Raw genomic sequence first — 16,725 nt, forward strand, 5'->3', positions numbered from 1 at the left:
TTCCCCCTTCCTTACGCAATCCCTAAATATTTTCGTTTCATTTCTTCATCTTCTTTTAATTGCTTCATTGTTCCCTGACTTACAGTTCTTCCATCATCGATAATGTAAAAGCAATCACCAATCGTGCTTGCCATCATGAAATTTTGTTCCACTAACACAATGGTGGTTTGATCTTTCATTTGTAAAATAGATTCCATCACCTTCTCAACCACGATAGGGGCCAAGCCTTTACTTGGCTCGTCAATTAATAAGAGCTCGTTTTCATTTACATAGGCTCTGGCAATCGAAAGCATTTGTTTTTGCCCGCCGCTTAAAAGGCCGCCTGGTTTTTTCCAAAACTTTTTCAAGTCTGGAAACAACTCTAAAATCGAATCCATCCTTTTAGCCGTTTCTTCATTTTCTTTCTGAATCGCCACGCGCATATTTTCCTCTACGGTTAAACCTGCAAAAATCCCTTGATCTTCGGGGACATAGCCGATACCCTTTTTAGCAATGGTATAGGTGGGAAGTGTTTGTATTGATTCTCCTTTAAAAGCAATACTTCCCTTCGAAGCTGGATTTAGTCCCATAATGGTCCGTAATGTCGTCGTTTTTCCTGCCCCATTTCTTCCAAGCAGGACCGTTACTTCGCCTTTTTTCACCTCAAAGGAAACACCTTGTAGAATATGATATTGACCAATATGCGTCTCTACTTTATCAAGCTTCAACAGGTCGTTCATCAAAATGACCTCCTAAATAGGCAGACTGAACGGTTTCATTTTTCATGATTTCTTCCGGAGTTCCGTCTGCTAGCAGTCTTCCATTAAATAACACCATCACTGAATCCGATAGATCCAAAATCAGATCCATTTTGTGTTCAATCAGGACAATCGTCCGGTTCGCCTGTTCTTTTATTTTCTTAATAACTTCTAATATCGCTGGAACTTCTTCAAGCGACATCCCCGCTGTTGGCTCATCTAATAAAAGTACTTCAGTTTCAAGAGCCAGCAGCATCGCAATCTCAAGCTTCCGCTTTTCCCCATGCGCGAGGTTACTTGCTAGTGAATTCTTTTTTTCATCTAATAGGACCAATTTCAGCCACTCAAGAGCCTTTTCTTCAAATACCCGGTACTTTTTATAGTGGAACAACATTTGGTAACGAATTCCCGCTTGCGATTGAACGGCTAACCTGACATTTTCTAAGACTGTTAGATTTGGAAAGACATTAGTGATTTGAAAAGAACGGCCGATTCCCACCCTGGTTCGATTCGTAGATGAAAATCTCGTAATATCTTTGCCGCGATAATATATTTTTCCTTTAGTAGGAGTTAATTGTCCGCTTAACAGGTTGAAAAAGGTTGTTTTCCCGGCCCCATTTGGTCCAATAATTGATTTGAAGTGTTTTTCGGGAACAGAAATACTGACGGAATCAACTGCAGTATGACCGCCAAACGTAATTGATAAATCATCGGTTTCAATAAGTGTAGACATTCGTTTCACCACCTAAGTTCTTAGCGTAAAATAAGGAAGAGGGTGACCAGCAATTTATGTCGGTCAAACCCTCGTCATTTTTTATCAGTTGAGATGAATTTAACTTATTTATTCCGAATTGGCGGTGCAGTTTCTTCAGGAGATAGCTCCCTGATCAGTACTGGGACCGGGTATGGAACACCATCCTTCTTCTCTAGCTTAATTGCATACAAGGTTTGCAGTGCCTGATGATCCTCTGGTCGGTAAGTCATCTTTCCTTTCGGTGTTTCAAAGCTCATACCTTCCATCGTTTCGATTAATTTATCAGCATCTGCAGAACCTTCCGTTTTCTTCAATGCCTCTACAATCGAAATAGCAGCACTCATCCCCCCTGGGGTAAATAAATCAGGAACTTCGTTGTTAAATCTCTTCTTATGTTCCGCTACGAGCCAGTCGTTAATTTTATTTTTCGGCAGGTCATGATAATAAACAGTAAAACCTTCCATCCCAATCAACGGCTCCATTGTTGATAATGCAGCAATATCCGGGGCCCCAGTCGAAATTTTGATTCCTTTTTCTTGAACCTTCATATCGGACAACTGTTTCCAAGGGGAGTTTGCTCCGGCCCATACCACAAATAAGTAATCAGGTTTTGCGTCAACGATTTTTTGAATATTAGAAGTAAAATCTGTCGCTGCTGGATCTGCATATTCTTCCTTTACGATTTCAGCGCCCAGTTTTTGGGCCGCTTCTTTAAAGGCAGCAACGCCATCACGACCAAACGAATAATCCGGAGCAAGTGTTGCTATTTTCACTCCTTTTTTTGCAATCGCGGCAGCACCTGCTACGGCATCTTGAGAAGAGTTACGTGCTGAATGGAACATATACTTATTAAACTCTGAACCCGTAATGCTATCAGCTGCTGCAGGTTCAACCACCATGATCTTTTGATATTCTTCTGCGAGCGGTAAGACGGCCAAGGTATCCGCAGAACTGGAGGATCCAACAAGGAAATCTACCTTATCTTCCTCTAACAGCTTTGTTGCTTTTTGCACGGCTACTTCCGGCTTCGTTTCTGTATCTTCCACAATGAATTCGATTTTTCTTCCAGCAACCTCCAATTTACCTTCGGTTGCATAATCAAGGCCTAGCTCAAAGCCTCTTAAGGTTTGTTTTCCGTAGGCTTCTAAAGCCCCAGTTTTGGAGGCAAGCACGCCAATTTTGATTGGATCTTTATTTTCCGAACCACCATTGTCTTTCGAGTCTGATGATGATTGATCTGAGCTGCATGCACTGGCAAACATCATCACAAAAATAAGTAAACCTAAAATTGCCCATTTCCCTCTTTTACCCTTCACTCTTTTTCCCCCTTAAAATGTTTAATATCAAAATGACAAAGCTTTGATTTTATGATATGAGATGAAAGTTACAAACTAGTTACAAAAATAGAAGCAGCCTCTTATTAAGGCTGCTTCATTGGATGTATGACTTTTTCTGATTCAATGATCATCTGATACATATGCTTGGTCGGTTCTAACGGAGTTACTCCTAGTTCTTCCTCTAATACTTCTGTACATTTTTGATACCATTTCATCGCTTGAGGACGGTTATTTTTCCGGTAATAACAATACATGAGCAAACGATACGCTTCTTCCCATGTTCGGTCGCGTTCAAGGATTTTTTCACACCAGAATATAGCCGACTCGTAATTTTCCTTGCGAACCATTAACTGGGCCATTTTCTCGGCCCCTCGTAAAAAATAAACGAGCATGCTCTCTCTTTTGTTAATACACCAATCATCATAACGGCGGTCAGGTAAGTATTCTCCTTGATAAAGTTGCAAGCCCTTTTCTAAAAAGTTAATGACTTTATCAGGATCAGATTCTTGTAATCCTTCTAGAATCCATGTTTGAAATTGAGTCGTATCTAATTCAATCACAGCAGTCGGATTTAGCCCATAGAACAGGCCTTCCCTTATTATAAAAAATGGTGCAGCTCTCGCCTTCCGTAATGGTTCCAGCACATTTTGCAGACTATTTAAGGCCACTTTAAAATCACGGTCCGCACTTTTTTTATCTTGATAGGGCCAAAGGATCTGAATGATTTCATCCTTGGCAATCGATTCACTTACTGTAATTAATAACTGAAACAACTCCTTGGCTTTTTCTCTTTGCCAATCCTTCTCCCTAACTTCCTTCTCACCGAGCCATAGTTTGAACTGACCAAGAGTTTGAACCCGAATTGTATAACCAGGATGTGCATCAAACATTGCCACTCCCATTTCCCGAAGGATTTTCTCGACATATGGTTTTTGAATTTCCACTTTCCTGCATTCAATTAACAAAGGTACAAACACTTGCAAATCCTTTGGACTAAATACAGATCTCTTCTGAAAAAAGAATTCAAAATCGTGAACTTGGACGGAACGTAAGAATTCAGTCATCGTTTTCATAAATAAATCTGTTTCTTTCTGTAAATAAAAAATATAGGAAAACCAGAAATTGCTTAACATTAGCCCAAATGAATCTTCACATTGCTCGAATAAAGAATTGGCTTTTTCTAAAAATAGATGGGCCTTAGGCAGCCGTTGGTTATAAATACAGGCGATCCCCATGCAAAGAGTAATTAAAGCAGAAAGCCAGACATCATGGACTTTCTCTGTCTCTTGAAGAGCTTTTTCGCCTGCATCTAAGGCCCGTTGGAGTTCTCCACTCGTTCCATATAAAATACAGAGACCCATTAGTGGTTCCGCTTTCCCTCTGTCGACATTCAATTGATCCATAATTTCTAAAGCAGTCTGGTAGCAGTTTTCAGCTAAGTTTAATTCATATTTATTTAGAATCTGTACGGAATGACCCATGCGAATCCAGCCACAAGCCTCAACAAATGGGGCCTTTAGGCTTATTCCTTGCTGAATTCCCGCTTGAGCAAGTTCTTTTGCCTTTAATCCCTCGCCCGTAAACGCTTCAATTAATGATAGTAATAAATTGGTTTCACGGTGTGCTTGCGGCAGGGACGTAACCTTAGCCCCGTTCTTTTCCTCTTGAAACAGATAAAGCAATTTCTTCGCCTCATCAAAACGCCCGGTTCTTAAATACAATCTTGCTTGTAAATTTCCGTCCGGACTTGAAGACTTCGATTCCTGTGTCTTTTTGATCCATTTTTCTGCCTCTGATGATTTACCCGAGTTTAGCAGATTCTCCGATAGCAATTGATAAAGTTTACCCTTTTCCTCAACCGAACCGTTGCTTTTTTCTCGGTAGGTAATGGCCTCATATAAAATCCTTTCAGCTTGCTGTGGCTGAATTGTATCTAGATAAATTTGGGCTTTCCCTTCTAATGCCTTACTCATTGCAAGATAATCTTGCCTTTTTTCTGCCATAGAATAGGTCCGATTATAACAATCCTCTGCCTCTGTATAGTGGGAACGATAGCGATGGACTTCTGCTTCTAAATACCAAAGATGGTAATAAACATCCATATCCGAATCAGGAATCATCGTTAACTGATCAAATAAGCTTTCCAATTTTCCGCTTTCAAGCATTTTTAAGCCATGTATTTGTAAGATGGAAGCAATCGCTTGATAGTGATTGATTTTTTTATAATGATGGAGTGCTGCCTCCCACAGGTTCCTTTTCTCATAAAAACGAGCACATTTTTCGTGGAGGCTAGCATAGTTTCCCGGGTTATTTTTTTGAAAAACATTTTCGAGAAACTCTTTAAATAAGGCATGATAACGGAAGTGGGTTAATCCAATCTTTTGGATAAATAAATTTCGGTCTTTTAGCTGTTCAAGCATACTGGAGGCTCCATGAATCCCAATTACCTCATCACATATTTCTTCCTCCATCTCCTCAAAGATTGAAGTTTGTTCAAGAAACTGCTGGATAATTAGGGGCTGCTTTGAAAAGACTTCCATTACTAAATACTGAAAAAAGTCTTGAAGGGAATGCGAAGAGTGTTCAAAAAGCTCAGATATATCATTCTTTAGTGGAATCTGAGTGGCAATCATGCACAAAGCTATAACCCAGCCTTCTGTCATTTGATAGATGGTTTGGAGGTGTTGGGATTCAACTTCTAATCCGTAAAGATCTGTTAATAACAGGTCCATCTCTTCAATCGTAAGGACGAGGTCATCTCTTGTAATCTCTAATAATTGCCCACAGACCTTCATTTTCGTCAGATGCTTCCATCCTGGACAGCTCCGGCTTGAAATAACTAAATGAAAATTGGCAGGAATGTGTTCAAGTAATTTTTCAATCCAGCTATTGATGGCATAGGAATGTTCAATTTGATGGAAGTCATCGAGGATTAAAGTAATCTCTTCATTTATCAATAAGATTTCATTAATAAACAGGGAACACAAAACACCTAATTCCTCATCGCGAATATAACGATCCATTGATTCGATGTATGTAACTAGTTCGGTTCCAAAGTCAGGAGTAATTCCACGAATGGAATGGATGATATAGGTGAGAAAAGGAAGGATATCATCATCGATCGATGAAATGGAGTACCAGCAGCCTGGAATTTTTTCATCCCTCATAAATAAAGCAAGTGCCGTACTTTTCCCAAAACCAGCCCCAGAATGAATAAGAGTCAAAGGGTATACAGGGATTTTCTTCATTTTCTGAGTGAGCTTAGCCCTTCTGATAAAGTCATCTTTTACAACTGGAATGCGCAGCTTTGTTTGAATGATCGGCAGATTCAAATTATCGGCCCCCTTTCCACTTTCGCAATATTTACACTATTTTACCATATTGGGAGTAATAAGTGTACGAGTAGGAAGGAAAACACAATCAATTGTTAATTTAAACATAAGTGGGGATTTTTTCTATGTAATAAAAATAAATAATGGAAAAAACTATAGAAATAAGTATAACTAGAGGAGGATTTCTATGCCTGAAAAATGTTTTTATTGTACCACTGAGATTGAAGAAAGACAGTTGCACTATGTCTCATTTGTATCCTCAAACCAGGAAAGAAATGAATCACTTTGTGATGAATGTTATAAAGAATGGTTGGAAGGTTTGAAAGGTTAAAATCCTGTTTGGTAGTGAAGTTATAACAAAACAGCTGTGACTCCTCCCCTATAAAAATGGGTGGGTCACAGTTTAATTGGAGTGTTGCGTCATTGTCCATCAAAAAAAAGATGCCATTGATTTTTTGCTTGTTAGTTTTTTTGATTTTATTAACCAATAATGCCTTTCATTATATTCGTTCAAAAAACCAGCTGCTCGAAACTAATGAAAGAGAAATTGAAATGATCACTCAAGAAGTGTCATTCCAAGTTGAGAATATAAGAGAAGGCACATTGTATGTTGAAGATATTCTTGCCAGAGAATTAAGGACAGCATCGTTAGCGATAAAACATGCACTGCCACCTAACTATCAAGATATTACAAATGAGCAACTAAAGAAACTTGCCCAAGAAGTAAGGGTATCGCATATAACCCTGTTAGCGAAAACTGCAGATGATATTATTGGTGTTCGGTCATCAGACCATAAGGAAATTAATATGTCTACCAAGGGATGGGGATATTGGTATGATGCATTTCACCAATTGTTTGCGTTAACGCCTGTTTCTGTTGGAAAAGGTTTAACATTGCCTTACTTTTGGTCTGGGCCGATTGAGATTGCTTCTTCCAATCCCAAGCATACGGATAAATGGGGCTATTATTTTGATGGCACGACCAACTATATTATCAATCCTTATTTTCGTGACAATGAAGTATTAGAGTATGAACGACGATTTGGACCTGGGGAAGTAATAAAAGGTTTTACAAATGAACGAGGCATCTTAGAATTGACAGTGTTCAATCCAAAGAACTTCGGTAAAAAGAAAGAAGTTGTCACTTTAAACGGTAATAGTTATATTCGTATTTCTGCCAAACCAGTATGGTACGGATCATATAGATATAAAAACTATCAAGTTGATGCAAAATTTATTAAACAGGCGATAAATTCAAAACAAGTGCAATCCTACAGGGATGATCTTAATGGTAAAGATATAATGAAAACCTTTGTACCGGTTTTCTCCACACCCTCTGAACCATTTGTCATCGGCCTTGTTTATAATTATGGGCTCATTGAGAAAGAACTCACTCATGAACTTTTTGTTCATATTTTACTTTCCTTCTTTATTATGATTATCGTATTTATTATCAGTTTGATTTTTTCCCGTTCCATTACACAGCCAATAGGTTATATCGTTGAGCAAGTGAATGAAATTGCACAAGGTAACTTTAATAATAAATTACACTTAAAACGAAAAGATGAATTAGGCCTGCTTACGGAAAATGTGAATGCCTTATCAAATGATTTGCAGAACTATGTGAATGATTTGAATAAGAGCAAAGAATTAATTGAATACCAGGCATATCATGATCCATTAACTGGTTTGTCAAACAGAAGATATTTTTCAGAAAAATTAAAACCTACTATCGAACACGCAAAAGAAACCGGTGAAACGGTTTCGGTTTTATTCATTGATATGGATCGTTTTAAACAGGTGAATGACTCCTTTGGACATAACAAAGGGGATGAAATACTGAAAATCGTTGCCGAGCGGATTACTGCGTGTTTACCTAGTGACAATAGTATCATTACTAGACAAGGCGGTGATGAATTTATTATTTTGCTAATGAATCTTGACCTCTCAGCAACAAAAGCTACAGCAGAAAAAGTTGTCAATACTCTTAAAAAAACCTATCTATTAGATGGCAACGAAATTTATCTCAGTGCAAGCTGCGGTATTAGCTTATTTCCAGAGCATACAAAAAATATGGAAGCGCTCGTTGTTTATGCTGACATTGCAATGTACTCTGCGAAAAAGCAAGGGGGTAACAAAGTCATCGTTTATACCGAGAATTTAATAGAGTCGAACATTGAAAGACCAAAACTTGAAGCTAAGTTACGGAAGGCCATTGAAAATGGCAAGGTAGAAGTTTATTATCAACCGAAGGTTACTGTTGATTCCGGTAAAATTTATGGAGCTGAGGCACTATTAAGATGGAATGATGATGAACTCGGATTTGTCTCACCCGAACTGTTTATTCCGATTGCTGAAGATATTGGCTTAATCCATCCTTTATGGGAATTTGTTATGAAGGAAGCTTGTCATCAGGTGTGCAAGTGGAATCGTAACCGTCCAAACCCGATTTCAGTTTCAGTTAATTTCTCGGCCCATCAATTTCATGAACCTTTTAGCATGGTAAAACATGTCACAGAGATTCTGAAGGAAAGTCAATTGGGTTCTAATAATTTTGAAATAGAAATTACCGAAAGCATTCTCTTGAATAATTCAACGGAAATTATTCAATCACTTAAATTGCTTAAAAGCATGGGCATTGCTATTTCGATTGATGATTTTGGAACAGGATATTCTTCCTTAAGCTATTTGAGAAATTTACCAATCGATACCTTGAAAATTGATAAATCATTCATTCAAGATATCCATGAAGATTATGCAAATTCAGAGATCCCAGAGGCGATTATTAACCTTGCTCGAAGTCTCCATCTCAATGTAATCGCAGAGGGCGTCGAAAAAGAGTATCAAAGAGATTTTTTACTATCGAAAAATTGCATTCAAATGCAGGGCTATTTATTCAGCAAACCGTTAAACACAGAGGAGTTTGAGCAATACCTTCGAAAAGATCAAAATAAAAGTGGAGAGATTATTTAATAAATCTCTCCACCATATTAACCCTGCTTCCTCTATAATCTATATTTAGTATCTTCGCTGACATAGTTGAAAATGCACTTTGGATTCCTTGTGCGAGCTGGTTTCCTTTTCCCTTCTCCGTAAAACAAAGAACAGTTGGTCCTGCACCGCTTAGTGCCACTCCGAATGCACCATTTGATTTAGCGATATCTACTATTTCTTGATAGAAGTTAATCAATGGTTTTCGGTACGGTTGGTGAAAAAGGTCCTGCTCCATCATTTTCCCTGCCATCTCCCAGTTTTGAGTTAATAGGGCCGCTACCAAAAGATTAGCAGTAGAAGAAGCTTGAATGGCTTCTTCACGGGAAAAAGCTGCTGGAAGCACCCCGCGTGAGTCCTTTGTTAAGAGGATCTCATCTGGAATAACTGCTACCATCTCAAAAGTAATATTAGAAAAGCTTAGTATATCTACTTCGTTTTGTTTATATGAGCCGATGACCAGTCCACCGAAAAGAGAAGCACCCACATTATCTGGATGACCCTCAATCTCTGTTGCGATTAGCAGCTTTTCTTGCTGGGTTAGACCTAGCTTTCCTACCGTATCCGCTAGTTCAATCCCCGCAACTATCGCTGCAGCACTTGAACCAAGCCCACGTGCTAGCGGAATATCACTTTCGACTTTTATTTTGCAAGGCTGTAATTCGATGCCATAGTTAGATGCCGTTTTAATAGCAATCTGACAGATAAAATGGGTCTCATCCGTTGAGAGGGATTTCAATTCATCACAAGCAGACCGAATATCCCACTTTTGGCTCTCCTCCACCTCTAACGTCAAATACAAATCAACAGCTAGTCCCATTGAATCAAAGCCTGGACCTAGATTTGCTGTACTTGCAGGTACTTTGATGGTAAAACGATCATTTAATGTCACTATAGACAACTCCTCGAATATGTTCAGTCACTGCCTTTTCATCATTTGGGAATGGGATTGGCTTACTCGTATATATTCTTCAAATAATCCTGGCCAGCTTATAACGATTTCCTCACTACCCGATACGCACTTTTTATTTCCTTAACTGCCTTGAGATCATTTAATTCTTGTAAAATTTGATCATAATTAGTTAATGATGCTCGATGTGTTACTAAAACAATTTCTGAGGTTTCATTTTTCTTAACAGGCAGCTGTAAGATCTTTTCAAAGCTGACTCCATATTTTGCAAAGATGGTGGTTATATCAGCGAAAACACCAACCTCATCTTGCACATGAATCCTTAAGAAATATTTAGAGTATTTCTCCCCATTATCTTTCAATTGCTTTGGATATTGAGGTGTCACAGCACTCCGTCCATTTACCCCAAGCCTTAGATTTTTGATTACCGCGACTAAGTCCGAAACAATTGCAGTTGCAGTTGGCAAGCTTCCAGCACCTGGTCCATAAAACATAGTTTCACCAACCGATTCACCATAAACGTAAACGGCATTATATTCATTTTGTACCGAAGCAAGTGGATGATTATTTGATAAGAACGTAGGGGCCACACTTACCTCGACTTTTTCCCCTTCACGATGGGCATAGCCAATTAGTTTCATCGTATATCCTAATTGTTTTCCATAGCGCAAATCTTCATCGGTTACCTTCGAAATACCGGACACCTGTACATCTTCCAAATCAATATGCATCGAAAAGCCTAATGTCGCTAAGATTGTCATTTTACGGGCGGCATCTAGTCCTTCTACATCCGAGGTAGGATCTGCTTCGGCAAACCCAAGCTCCTGTGCTTCCTTGAGGACCTCTTCATAGGAACGGCCTTCGTCGCTCATTTTGGTTAGTATATAATTGGTTGTTCCATTTACAATTCCCATCAGCTGTTTAATTCGGTCAGAGGCAAGTCCATCGACTAATCCTCGCAGAATTGGGATCCCTCCGGCAACACTTGCTTCATAAAACAAATCACAGCCGTGTTCAGAAGCTACGGTTAACAGTTCCGAACCATGCAAGGCCATTAGATCCTTATTCGCAGTAACAACATGCTTACCTTGACGAAGAGCAGTGATTAAATAATCTTTTGTATCTTGTACTCCGCCCATTACCTCGATTACAACATCAATTTCCTCATCAAAAAGGATTTCTTCCGTGTTTGATGTTAAAACCTTAGCATCTATTTCAACTGGTCTAATTTTATGTACATCTTGGACAAGTATCTTTTTTATTACAACCGGGCAGCCCACCTGGTGGATTAATTTATCTTGATTTTTTTCAATAATTTTTACTACCCCACAACCTACAGTGCCTAAACCCAATAACCCAATCGAGATTGCTTTCATGTTTTACCCTCCCACTTTTTTGTCCACTCAAGGAATACAATTGTTTGTCTGTTGTAGACATTATATGATTCTCTTTATTTTTTTACAATAGGTTTGTTTCTAGCAATTATAGTTTAACCGCTTACTACCGTATTATAAAGGGATTACTTTATATTGAGCAAAATTTTTCACAAAAATTTGAAATATTTTTTCTTTTTTATCCCTTTACAAGATTGAAGGTATAGTTGTAGAATAATCACTATATTCAGTTATTTTTTGAAATTTCAATCTTTTAGATATCTTCCATAAATGAAAAGTGATGACGAAGACGGTATTAAGAAAATGCTTCAGAGAGCTGGTGCTTGCTGCGAACCAGTGCAATTTTCTTAAGATGCCCAGCCCTTCTGAACTGGCCGCCGAAAGTTTTAGTAGGCGGTGCCCGGTTGAAACCGTTAACTTGTTGAGGCTGCTTTTATTTTGCAGCAAAAGAGGGTGGCACCACGCGTTTATTCACGTCCCTCATAACAAGACAATTCTGTCTGTTATGAGGGACGTTTTTTATTAGAAATTAAAGGAGGATTCAAAAATGTTTAAAGTCCTTGTTACCGATGGTATTAGCAATACGGGGTTGAAAAGCTTATTAGATCATCCTAATTTTACGGTGGACCGACAGCCAACACTTCCGACAGACGAATTAAAAACCATCATTGGCAAATACGATGCTCTTATTATCCGGAGCCAAACGAAAGTAAGTGAAGAACTGCTCAAAGCAGCTGGCCGTCTCCGTGTGATCGCTAGAGCAGGTGTCGGTGTCGATAACATAGATGTGAATGCGGCAACTAGAAAAGGGATTATTGTCATCAATGCACCTGGTGCTAATACAATTGCAGCAACCGAGCATACCTTGGCAATGATGTTATCATTAGCAAGAAAAATTCCCCAAGCCCATCAGAAAACGACCTCCGGCGAATGGGACCGTAACTCCTTTAAAGGGGTGGAATTATATAAGAAAACACTTGGTGTAATTGGCATGGGTAAAATTGGAACTGAAGTGGCGAAACGAGCAAAAAGCTTTGGGATGAACATTTTAGGGTTTGATCCCTATCTAACTGAAGAGCGCGCAAAGAAACTGGGCATGACGAAAGCCAGTCTCGATTTAATTGCTCAAGAATCCGATTTTATTACGATTCATACACCTCTAACCAATGACACAAGAGGACTTATTAATGATGACTATTTGCGAAAAACAAAAAAAGGGGTCCGTTTTGTCAATTGTGCGCGCGGCGGTGTAATCGACGAAAAGGCACTAGTTAGAGCCATTCAGACAGGGCATGTGGCTGGAGCAGCCCTTGATGTTTTTGAAAAAGAGCCTGTTGCCGACTCAGAATTACTGCAAAATCCAAATATTATTGTAACACCGCATCTTGGGGCTTCCACGGTTGAAGCTCAAGAAAAAGTGGCCCAAGAGGTAAGTGCAGAAATCATTGAGATTTTCGAATCTCAATCCATTCAAAACGCGGTTAATATGCCGCAAATGTCAGGGGAAACACAGGCGAAACTGCAGCCATACTTACTGCTTGGGGATCAAATGGGGCAGCTTGTCATTCAATTATTAAACAAACAGGCACCTACTAAAATTGAAATTAATTATTATGGCGAATTAATCGGTGAAGATACAGAATTGTTAACTCGTACGATGCTTAAAGGTGTCCTTTCTTATCATTTAAGTGATTCTGTCAATTTAATTAATGCTCTTCACCTGTTGAAGGAACAAGGAGTTTCTTATAATGTTGTAAAAAACGCTTCGAATAAAGGTTTTGCAAATTATATGGAACTGAGTGTTACCAATAATTTTGAGACGGCCAAAATTGGTGCTACGGTCTTAAACGGCTATGGAGCTAGAATTCTAAAAATCAATCAATACCGGATTGATGTCAAACCAGAGAAATACCTGTTATATATTAAGCATCGTGACGTACCAGGGATGGTTGGTAAGGTCGGTTCTCTATTGGGTGATCACCAAATCAATATTGGAACAATGCAGGTTGGTCGAACAGAGGTCGGCGGCGAAGCTATCATGGTTTTAACCCTGGATAAGACATTAAATGCTAATGTCATTCACGCCTTAAAATTAATTGATGGACTAGAGGAAGCACAAGTCTTGGAGTTATCAAATGTGGATTCTTTTGAACCGGGAAGTATGGAAATAGAAAAAGTAGAAAGTATCTAGACAGGGGAAGAGGGATTGCGATCAAGCAATCCCTCTTTTTTGCACCTATAATATCCCTTTCAAATCGAGCACCGTATCAAGAATATATTCTGCTTCATGCTTTTCAAAATCACTTCTCGCATCTTTTCCTGACAGACCAGTTAACACCGCAGCAAACGGGCAGCCCAGTTGTTTAGCCGCTAACAAATCCGCCAATGAGTCGCCAACCACTAGAACGGTCTCCGCATTTTCAAGCGGCAAACGCGTATTTAAACAATCCTGAATCGATGCTTCTTTTCCGAGAAGTCCCATGATATATGTAAATGGATGCGGCTTCGACAGCGACTTCCTTTCGGGTAGCTCTTTTTCCGCCATTAGCACTTCATCAGCGGTGACGATCCGATTCACTTCAAAATGCTTTAACCAATCTAAATGCTGGAACGGCTGAATTGTTTCTAATTCAGGTCTGCCTGTCCCGATTCCAATCGTGAAACCTGATGAATTTAAGAATTGAAATAACTCATCAATTTCCTGCCTCGGAGCTAATGTGGTTTCATTTGACAGAAAGCCCTTTTTCCCCTTTTGAACCGAGGGTCTTCCCGTAGAGGCAAGAACATGTTCATCCCCCACATACCATTCTTGGGATACATGCTCACAAACAGACCAAAGTTCTCCCTTTTTAAAAATAGAAGTTTCGACCCCAAGCTTCTCCTTCGCCAACTCATTCAAATAACTAAACAATTCCTGCTTCGTTGCTTCTGAGCGTGAAAACTCTTCCACAAACAAACTGAAATTCATCTTTACACGATAATTACTCAACACCCTGCCAATCTCTAATAATGTTTCTCTGGTGATTGGTGCCTGACACCATTTAGTGATTTTCTCAAATTCAGTATCCTTAATTTGTGACAACAGGTGGATAAGTTGGTGGCAGTATGATAGATAGATCATGTCCCAGTTGGCGTTTAAGCCGCGTGATTTCATAAACTTGAGAACTTTATCGTTTTCAAATACTAACTCTCTTATTTCCTTGATTTCATCTTCACTATAATCCGTTATAAACTGATCTGGTTCAAGTCCCAAGTAATTACAGCTAATCAACATCTCCCAAACGGTTAAAGCGGAAGCATCAAAATAATGCTCCTCGCTTAAAAGTACCCCATCTACGTCAAACAAAATTGTGTTAATCACTTACCTCACCCTCATTTCCCAGTTTGCTTTTATACGCTATCGTAACACAGTAGGACAATCAATTTGAAGTAAATTGTTTAATAAAACTGATAATAGAAGACGAAGCCCAGAAAAAGATGGTCTAAAAGGCGATGAAAACCCATGATATCTATATCCAGGGCGGTACGTGGATTTATGATGAAATGGGAAATGTAATTTGAAAACACATCGATACAGAGCCTGCTGATCATGCATCGATTGATACTATTTTATCGGTTATAAAAAACCATTAAAAAACAAGCCGTGTCCCGGGATTCCGATTGCACGGCTTGTTCCTATTAAAATAGATTTAGCTTAAATTAAAACTTTCTTCAAACGGCCAAGCTGGTAGCATTCTACTCAATGGTTTGTCCTCGCGATACCCGAGCGCATACTTCCTTGCATGATTATAGCTTTTAGTCGTGGTTCTCCTCTTTTCAAAAAAGGCTAATTTCAATCCAAACCAATCGAAATATATTTTACTTCTAAAAACTCTTCAATCCCATAATGACCACCTTCACGTCCAAGGCCGCTCTCTTTAAAGCCGCCGAATGGCGCTTGAACGACGGAAGGCAGCGCATCATTCAGACCAATGATTCCGTACTCCAGCTGTTCCGTGATTCTAAATGAACGGCTTAAATTTTCTGTATACACATAGGCAGCTAATCCGTAACAGGAATTATTTGCCCGTTCAATGACTTCCTCTTCCGTTTTAAAAGTTGAAATGGGAGCCAGTGGGCCAAAGATCTCATCTTTCATACATTCCATATCATCGTTAATATTGGTCAGTATAGTTGGGGCATAGAAATAGCCGTTGTCCACTGCAGGTTTGAGTCCGGTATAAGTGACTTTTCCTCCCTTACTAACTGCCTCCTTGACCAAGCCTTCTACTTTATTATAAGCGGCTAGATCAATTAATGGGCCAATATCAGTTCCCTCTTCCAATCCGTTGCCGACCTTAAGCTTTTCTAATTCTGTTTGAAATAGCTTAATAAATTTGTCTGCTATCTCTTCTTGCACAAATACTCGGTTAGTACAAATACAAGTCTGACCTGCATTGCGAAATTTCGATTGGACAAGGCCTTCAGCGGCTTTCGCTAAATTAGCATCATCCATAACGATAAATGGAGCATTCCCGCCAAGCTCAAGTGATACCTTTTTGACAGTTTCCGCCGCCCCGCGCATCAATGTTTTTCCAACCTCTGTCGATCCTGTAAAGGTAATTTTCGTCACGCGTGGGTCCTTCAGCCATACTTCGCCAATTTCTGAGGACCTCCCAGTTATCACGTTTAATACACCGGCAGGGATACCTGCTTCATGGGCAAGCTCAGCCATTTTTAATGCTGTAAGCGGTGTTTGGTTTGCCGGCTTTACAACAGCGGTACAGCCTGCTGCAAGGGCTGGTGCTACTTTTCTCGTAATCATTGCCGCTGGGAAGTTCCAAGGGGTAATCGCTGCAATTACACCGACTGGTTCTTTTCTAACTAGTATTCTTTTATTAGGGTGGGAAGCTGGAATCGTTTCACCGTATACTCGTTTTCCCTCTTCCGCATACCAAGAGATGAAGCCATTGGCATATTGAACCTCTCCAAGAGCTTCTTTCAGTGGTTTCCCTTGCTCAATTGTCATAATCCGAGCAATTTCTTGCTTGTTCTCTTCTATTAAATAAAACCATTTCATCAATAGTTGGTAACGCTCATCCGCTGTTTTCTTTGACCAGATTTTGAAGGCTTTATGGGCAGCATCAACAGCTTTTTCTGCTTCATAAGCACCTCCTGTTGGCACAGCACCGATAACTTCCTTTGTTGCCGGATTGATAATATCAGTTAAAACCTCATAATCATTGCCAACCCATTCTCCATTAAGATACATCGGATAGATTTGATAATTT

The 16,725-nt window shown here is 39.4% G+C and carries 11 protein-coding genes and 1 other annotated feature; of the genes, 3 read left to right on the top strand and 8 right to left on the bottom strand.

The genetic code is table 11. The annotated features are described in order from the left end of the window. Positions 1-11 precede the first annotated feature (11 nt). From CCK98_RS26735 to CCK98_RS26750, 4 genes are all read right to left on the bottom strand, one after another. Positions 12-719, bottom strand: a complete 708-nt coding sequence (locus CCK98_RS26735; protein ID WP_088089361.1) for an ABC transporter ATP-binding protein — start codon at positions 717-719, stop codon at positions 12-14. Next, positions 697-1,470: an ABC transporter ATP-binding protein gene (locus CCK98_RS26740; RefSeq protein ID WP_088089362.1), complete on the bottom strand. Its 774-nt coding sequence runs from the start codon at positions 1,468-1,470 to the stop codon at positions 697-699. Before CCK98_RS26740 ends, CCK98_RS26735 begins: the two co-directional genes overlap by 23 nt. Positions 1,471-1,574: 104 nt before the next feature. After that, on the bottom strand, positions 1,575-2,756 hold the full coding sequence (locus CCK98_RS26745) for a substrate-binding domain-containing protein (RefSeq protein WP_088090552.1): 1,182 nt from the start codon (positions 2,754-2,756) through the stop codon (positions 1,575-1,577). Positions 2,757-2,911: 155 nt separating this feature from the next. Then, positions 2,912-6,160, bottom strand: a complete 3,249-nt coding sequence (locus CCK98_RS26750) for a BTAD domain-containing putative transcriptional regulator (protein ID WP_088089363.1) — start codon at positions 6,158-6,160, stop codon at positions 2,912-2,914. Positions 6,161-6,347: 187 nt separating this feature from the next. On the opposite strand from CCK98_RS26750, the gene CCK98_RS35640 reads away from it, so the two are divergent. Both CCK98_RS35640 and CCK98_RS26755 read left to right on the top strand, forming a co-directional pair. Further along, the gene (locus CCK98_RS35640) at positions 6,348-6,491 is read left to right on the top strand and encodes a hypothetical protein (RefSeq protein ID WP_179195935.1); all 144 of its coding nucleotides are present in this window, start codon (positions 6,348-6,350) and stop codon (positions 6,489-6,491) included. A gap of 92 nt (positions 6,492-6,583) precedes the next feature. Continuing rightward, positions 6,584-9,133 carry an EAL domain-containing protein gene (locus CCK98_RS26755; protein ID WP_088089364.1) on the top strand — a complete coding sequence of 850 codons (2,550 nt, stop codon included), beginning with the start codon at positions 6,584-6,586 and terminating at the stop codon, positions 9,131-9,133. Here CCK98_RS26755 and thrB read toward each other — a convergent pair. Beyond that, positions 9,126-10,043 carry a homoserine kinase gene (thrB, locus tag CCK98_RS26760; RefSeq protein WP_088089365.1) on the bottom strand — a complete coding sequence of 306 codons (918 nt, stop codon included), beginning with the start codon at positions 10,041-10,043 and terminating at the stop codon, positions 9,126-9,128. The two genes, CCK98_RS26755 and thrB, sit on opposite strands and share 8 nt — an antisense overlap. 98 nt (positions 10,044-10,141) lie before the next feature. Further along, positions 10,142-11,437 (bottom strand): homoserine dehydrogenase, encoded by a 1,296-nt coding sequence (locus tag CCK98_RS26765; RefSeq protein ID WP_088089366.1) that lies wholly within the window; start codon positions 11,435-11,437, stop codon positions 10,142-10,144. A gap of 289 nt (positions 11,438-11,726) precedes the next feature. Beyond that, positions 11,727-11,939, top strand: a binding site (T-box leader). A 63-nt stretch (positions 11,940-12,002) separates the two neighbouring features. Between CCK98_RS26765 and serA the strand changes: the two genes are divergently transcribed. After that, entirely contained in the window at positions 12,003-13,646 is a 1,644-nt protein-coding gene (gene serA, locus CCK98_RS26770) for a phosphoglycerate dehydrogenase (RefSeq protein WP_088089367.1), read from the top strand. A 45-nt stretch (positions 13,647-13,691) separates the two neighbouring features. On the opposite strand, the gene CCK98_RS26775 is transcribed toward serA, so the two are convergent. Together CCK98_RS26775 and CCK98_RS26780 are read right to left on the bottom strand one after the other, a co-directional pair. Further along, positions 13,692-14,816: an HAD family hydrolase gene (locus CCK98_RS26775; protein ID WP_088089368.1), complete on the bottom strand. Its 1,125-nt coding sequence runs from the start codon at positions 14,814-14,816 to the stop codon at positions 13,692-13,694. A gap of 471 nt (positions 14,817-15,287) precedes the next feature. After that, entirely contained in the window at positions 15,288-16,706 is a 1,419-nt protein-coding gene (locus tag CCK98_RS26780) for an NAD-dependent succinate-semialdehyde dehydrogenase (protein WP_142292243.1), read from the bottom strand. Between the last annotated feature and the right edge of the window lie 19 nt (positions 16,707-16,725).

Origin of the sequence: Bacillus sp. OV166, assembly GCF_900177675.1 — a bacterium.
Lineage (GTDB): Bacteria > Bacillota > Bacilli > Bacillales > Cytobacillaceae > Neobacillus.

Coding starts and splice junctions, on each gene's coding strand:
- serA (WP_088089367.1), top strand. CDS start 12,003: ATGTTTAAAGTCCTTGTTACCGATGGTATTAGCAATACGGGGTTGAAA.
- CCK98_RS26780 (WP_142292243.1), bottom strand. CDS start 16,706: ATGTATCTTAATGGAGAATGGGTTGGCAATGATTATGAGGTTTTAACT.
- CCK98_RS26740 (WP_088089362.1), bottom strand. CDS start 1,470: ATGTCTACACTTATTGAAACCGATGATTTATCAATTACGTTTGGCGGT.
- CCK98_RS26735 (WP_088089361.1), bottom strand. CDS start 719: ATGAACGACCTGTTGAAGCTTGATAAAGTAGAGACGCATATTGGTCAA.
- CCK98_RS35640 (WP_179195935.1), top strand. CDS start 6,348: ATGCCTGAAAAATGTTTTTATTGTACCACTGAGATTGAAGAAAGACAG.
- CCK98_RS26765 (WP_088089366.1), bottom strand. CDS start 11,437: ATGAAAGCAATCTCGATTGGGTTATTGGGTTTAGGCACTGTAGGTTGT.
- CCK98_RS26745 (WP_088090552.1), bottom strand. CDS start 2,756: ATGATGTTTGCCAGTGCATGCAGCTCAGATCAATCATCATCAGACTCG.